The organism is Candidatus Accumulibacter cognatus, from assembly GCF_000584975.1.
GTDB lineage: Bacteria > Pseudomonadota > Gammaproteobacteria > Burkholderiales > Rhodocyclaceae > Accumulibacter > Accumulibacter cognatus.
This window is the reverse complement of sequence record NZ_JDST02000122.1, coordinates 1-4,879: the sequence shown is the minus strand read 5'-3', so window position 1 is coordinate 4,879 and position 4,879 is coordinate 1. Positions and strand designations below refer to the sequence as shown.

At 64.1% G+C, this 4,879-nt stretch carries 4 protein-coding genes and 1 pseudogene; 4 read left to right on the top strand and 1 reads right to left on the bottom strand.

Going from position 1 to position 4,879, the window contains the following annotated elements; all coding sequences use genetic code 11:
• Window positions 1–15 precede the first annotated feature (15 nt).
• The 4 genes and pseudogenes from livM to AW06_RS18660 all read left to right on the top strand — a co-directional run.
• Window positions 16–852, top strand: a pseudogene (livM, locus tag AW06_RS18675) (high-affinity branched-chain amino acid ABC transporter permease LivM); the annotation flags it as partial.
• Window positions 849–1,715 (top strand): ATP-binding cassette domain-containing protein, encoded by an 867-nt coding sequence (locus tag AW06_RS18670; RefSeq protein WP_034953385.1) that lies wholly within the window; start codon window positions 849–851, stop codon window positions 1,713–1,715. The pseudogene livM and the gene AW06_RS18670, both read left to right, overlap by 4 nt.
• Window positions 1,716–1,897: 182 nt before the next feature.
• A complete protein-coding gene (locus AW06_RS18665; RefSeq protein WP_034953388.1) occupies window positions 1,898–2,623 on the top strand; it encodes an ABC transporter ATP-binding protein in 726 nt (241 codons plus the stop codon).
• A gap of 5 nt (window positions 2,624–2,628) precedes the next feature.
• A complete protein-coding gene (locus tag AW06_RS18660) occupies window positions 2,629–3,528 on the top strand; it encodes a DMT family transporter (RefSeq protein ID WP_034953383.1) in 900 nt (299 codons plus the stop codon).
• A gap of 212 nt (window positions 3,529–3,740) precedes the next feature.
• Here the strand turns inward: AW06_RS18660 and AW06_RS18655 are convergent, their stop codons facing one another.
• On the bottom strand, window positions 3,741–4,760 hold the full coding sequence (locus AW06_RS18655) for an integron integrase (RefSeq protein ID WP_046535251.1): 1,020 nt from the start codon (window positions 4,758–4,760) through the stop codon (window positions 3,741–3,743).
• Between the last annotated feature and the right edge of the window lie 119 nt (window positions 4,761–4,879).

Sequence of the window (4,879 nt, the reverse complement as noted above, 5' to 3'; positions counted from 1 at the left end):
TGACCGCGCACGGTATATGTCGCTTTCTACGCGGTCGGCGCCTATACCTATGGTCTCTTGTCCACGCAATTCGGCTGGGGATTCTGGCAGGCGCTGCCGGTCGCCGGCGCCATGGCGGCGAGCTTCGGGATCATCCTCGGCTGGCCGACGCTGCGCCTGCGCGGCGATTACCTGGCAATCGTGACGCTCGGCTTCGGCGAGATCATCCGCGTCATCCTGGTCAACTGGACCGAGCTTTCGGGCGGCCCGAACGGCATCCCCTCGATCCCGCGCCCCTCGTTCTTCGGCCTGCCTTTCAAACCGCCTGGCGACGATCCGACCTTCGCCTCGTTCTTCGGTCTCGAATATGCTCCCAACCACCGCATCATCTTCCTCTATTACCTGATTCTCGCGCTGGCGCTGCTCACCAACGGCTTCGTCTCCAGAATGCGCCGGCTCCCGATCGGCCGCGCCTGGGAAGCCATGCGCGAAGACGAGATCGCCTGCAAGGCAATGGGCATCAATGCGCGCAACGTCAAGCTCTCGGCCTTTGCCATCGGGGCCATGCTCGGCGGTTTCGCCGGCGTCTTTTTCGCGGCCCGGCAGGGATTCATCTCGCCCGAATCGTTCACCTTCAACGAGTCGGCGATCATCCTGGCGATCGTCGTTCTCGGCGGCATGGGCAGCCAGTTCGGTGTCGTCCTCGCCTCCCTGGTGCTGGTGCTGCTGCCCGAACTCGGGCGCGACTTCGCCGAATACCGGATGCTGCTCTTCGGCGCGGCGATGATCCTGATCATGGTCTGGAAACCCGGCGGCATCCTCTCGCACCGCGAACCGACGCTGCGCTACCTCGCCGACGGCGGCCGCCGATGAGCGCCGCCCCGCTCCTGAGCGTCGAGCGCCTGACCATGCGCTTCGGCGGCCTGCTGGCCATCGACGACCTGTCGCTCGACGTCGCCGCCCGCCAGATCACCGGCGTCATCGGACCGAACGGCGCCGGCAAGACCACCTTCTTCAACTGCCTGACCGGTTTCTACAAGCCGAGCCAGGGCAGCGTCCGCCTCAACCACCCGCAACGCGGCGTGATGCGCCTCGAACAGCTCGCCAGCCACCAGGTCGCGCGCACCGCCAAAGTGGTGCGCACCTTCCAGAACATCCGCCTGTTCCCGAAGATGACCGTGCTCGAAAACCTCATCGTCGCGCAGCACAACGCCCTGCAGCACGCCTCGCGTTTCTCGCTGGCCGGCCTCTTCGGCCTGCCCGGCTATCGCCGCGCGGAAGCGGCCGCGATGGACAAGGCGGTCGGCTGGCTCAAACACCTCCATCTGATCGACCAGGCCGACACCGCCGCCGGCGACCTGCCCTACGGCATGCAGCGGCGCATCGAGATCGCCCGCGCACTCTGTGTCGACCCGCTCCTGCTCTGCCTCGACGAACCGGCGGCCGGCCTCAACCCGCGCGAATCGGCCGAACTCAACGAACTCCTCAAACACCTGGCGCGCGACGAAGGGATCGCCATCCTGCTGATCGAGCACGACATGAGCGTGGTGATGAATGTCTCGGACCACATCTGCGTCCTCAACTACGGCCGCAAGATCGCCGAAGGCCCGCCGCTGCAGATCCAGCGCGACCCGAACGTGATCAAGGCCTATCTTGGCGAGGAAGATGCCGACGAACTGCAGGCCGACGAGTCGCAGGCCAACGGTCATGACTTTACCAGGCACCCCCGATCATGAAAGTCATGACCGCTTCCCTCNNCCGGCTTGCACGCCGGAATCGTTCGATGGGCGCAGAGCAGGCTCTGCGAATTCCCCATCTCACCCCCCGACCCCTCCCCCGCGAGGGGGGAGGGGAGATTCGTGAGTCGCATACGCGACTTTCACATTAAGGAAGAACCGCATCCGGAGGCCCCGCGATGATGCTGCAACTGTCGGGCGTGCATGCCCACTACGGACACATCCATGCGCTGCACGGCGTCGACATCGACGTGCAGGTCGGCGAAGTGGTCACCCTGATCGGGGCCAACGGCGCCGGCAAGTCGACGCTGATGATGGCGATTTTCGGCCAGCCGCGCGCATCGGGCGGACGCATCGTCTTCGACGGCGAAGACATCACCCATCTGCCGACGCATGAAATCGCCCGCCGCGGCATCGCACTGGTTCCCGAAGGCCGGCGCATCTTCTCGCGCATGACGGTGATGGAGAACCTGCAGATGGGCGCGGTGCTCGGCGAGGAAATGAACTTCGCGGTCGATCTCAAGCGCATGTACGCGCTCTTCCCGATTCTCGAGGAGCGCTGCCAGCAGCGCGCCGGCACGCTCTCGGGTGGCGAGCAGCAGATGCTGGCGATCGCGCGCGCCCTGATGAGCCGGCCGCAACTCCTGCTGCTCGACGAACCCTCGCTTGGCCTCGCCCCCCTGTACATCAAGAAAATCTTCCAGATCGTCCGCGAACTCAACCGCGAGCACGGCATGACCCTGCTGCTCGTCGAACAGAACGCGCACCACGCGCTGCGCGTCGCGCACCGCGGCTACGTGCTGCAACATGGCCGGATCATCCTGTCGGGAACCGGCCGGGAGCTGCTGGCCAATCCGGAAGTGCACGCGGCCTATCTCGAAGGCGGCCACGCCGCGACGGCGACCTGAGCCTCATGGACAGCGGCAAGGCACCGCCGCGCTGGCTCCCTTTTCTGGTCCTCGGCGTCGGCCTGCTGGCGATTTCCTTCGGCGCCATTCTGGCGCGCTTCGCCCAGGGCTACGGCCTGCCTTCCCTGACCATCGCCACGCTGCGCCTTGGCCTGGCGGCGCTGATCATCACCCCGCTCGCCCTCTGGCAATCGAGCCGGACACTGCGCGCGCTGAACCGCGGGCAGATCCTGCTGACCTGCGGCGCCGGCTTCTTCCTGGCGCTGCATTTCGCCACCTGGATCAGCTCGCTCGAATACACCTCGGTGGCCAGCAGTACCGCCCTGGTGACGACCAATCTGTTATGGGTCGGCATCGCTTCGTTCCTGCTCTTTGGCGACCGCCCGAGCCGCCTGATGCTCGTCGGCATCGTGATTTCCCTGTCCGGCAGCGGACTGATCTTCTGGAGCGACAGCCGGGCAAGCGCCCCCGGCAGCCATCCACTGCTCGGCAACCTCCTCGCCATCGTCGGAAGCTGGTGTTTCTCGGCGTATCTCCTGATCGGCCGCCGCCTGCGCGCCAGCCTGCCGCTGCCGGCGTATGTCTGGCTCGCATACGGCAGCGCCGCGATGCTGCTGGTTCTTGCCTGTCAGAGCAGCGGCACGCCCCTGTCCGGATACAGCGACGCCGCTTATCTGGTGGCCCTGGGCATGGCGCTCGGCCCGCAGTTGCTCGGCCACACTTCGTACAACTGGTCGCTCAAACATGTCTCGCCAACCTTCATTGCGGTGGTGACGCTCGGGGAGCCAGTGGGAAGCGCGGTACTGGCGTGGGTCTTTTTCGGGGAAGCGTTCGCGCTGTGGCAGGGAGTCGGGTTTGTGATGCTGCTGGTCGGGATTTATCTCGCGGCGAGGGGGGAAAGGTAGCAAGCGAAGTCAGAGCCTCTGGAAACACGGCTCGACGGTGTACCGTCACAAACGGGTTCCCTTGATCATTGGATGCACATGGGCGGTATGAGCAAATCTCTGCAGCCGAAGAAAAAACGTGCTCGCTCCCACGCGGCTCAACACAGGGACCTGCGCATGTCGGAACATGACCGGCCAAACTGCTCTCTATCGGCCTGCCGACGGACGCCAGTCTATACCAGGGCGTCGAACGGGCTCCGAACACCGCGCCCGCCGCGCCTGAGCACATGCGTGTAAATCATCGTCGTGCTCACCTCCGCATGGCCCAGGAGTTCCTGCACGGTGCGAATGTCGTAGCCGCTTTCGAGCAGGGAAGTGGCAAACGAGTGGCGAAGCGTGTGTGGGGTCGCTGGCTTGCTGATTCCGGCATGGCGCAGCGCATCGCGCATCGCACGCTGGATGGTCTGCGCTCCCACATGGTGTCGGCGAACGGCCCCCGAGCGCGGATCGACCGATCGTTTGGCCGCGACAAACACATACTGCCAGGCCCATTCACGCGCGGCGTTCGGGTATTTTCGTTCGAGCGCCCATGGCAAATACACTTCGCCCCAACCGTCAGCGAGGTCCGCTTCATGTAGCGCCTTCACCCGTGCCAGATGCTCGCTGAGCGGAGCAAGCAGCTTTTCGGGCAGCATCGTCACCCGATCCTTGAACCCCTTCCCCTCCCGCACCAGGATCTCGCCGCGAGCGAAGTCCACGTCCTTCACCCGCAACCGCAGGCACTCCATGATGCGCATCCCGGTACCGTAGAGCAGTCGGAGGATCAGACCCACGGTTCCTTCGATCGGCGCCAGCAGACGCTGAACTTCTGCCGGGGTCAGAACGACCGGCAGACGTTTCGTAGCCTTCGCCGACTCGACCTCATCGAGCCACGGCAGCTCAGTCTCCAACACTTCCTTGTAAAGAAACAATAGAGCGCTTTTCGCCTGGTTCTGGGTGGATGCAGAAACACGCCCCGCCACGGCCAGGTGAGTCAGAAACGCCTCCACCTCGTTTGCTCCCATTTCCCGCGGATGACGTTTGCCGTGGAAGAGAATGAAACGTCGCACCCAATCGCTATAAGCCTGCTCGGTCCGTATGCTATAGTGCTTGACACGGATGCGGTCGCTGAGCTGTTCAAGCAGCCGCCTGGGAGGTCGAGAAGCGCCGCCGGCATTGACGCAATTGCCCGAACTTTTAGTGAACGTGTCCATTGGGCACCTCCTTGTTTCGGTTGGGAATTTGCCGATAACTGACTATGTATACAGTATAATGTCGCAAAGTAAATCGTCAAGTAGGATGTCCACTTCACGTTGCTCGAGAAAGGCGGCTG

What these genes read in the sequence shown, in the direction of transcription:
- AW06_RS18665 (WP_034953388.1), top strand. Translation starts at nt 1,898, where the DNA reads ATGCTGCAACTGTCGGGCGTGCATGCCCACTACGGACACATCCATGCG.
- AW06_RS18655 (WP_046535251.1), bottom strand. Translation starts at nt 4,760, where the DNA reads ATGGACACGTTCACTAAAAGTTCGGGCAATTGCGTCAATGCCGGCGGC.
- AW06_RS18660 (WP_034953383.1), top strand. Translation starts at nt 2,629, where the DNA reads ATGGACAGCGGCAAGGCACCGCCGCGCTGGCTCCCTTTTCTGGTCCTC.
- AW06_RS18670 (WP_034953385.1), top strand. Translation starts at nt 849, where the DNA reads ATGAGCGCCGCCCCGCTCCTGAGCGTCGAGCGCCTGACCATGCGCTTC.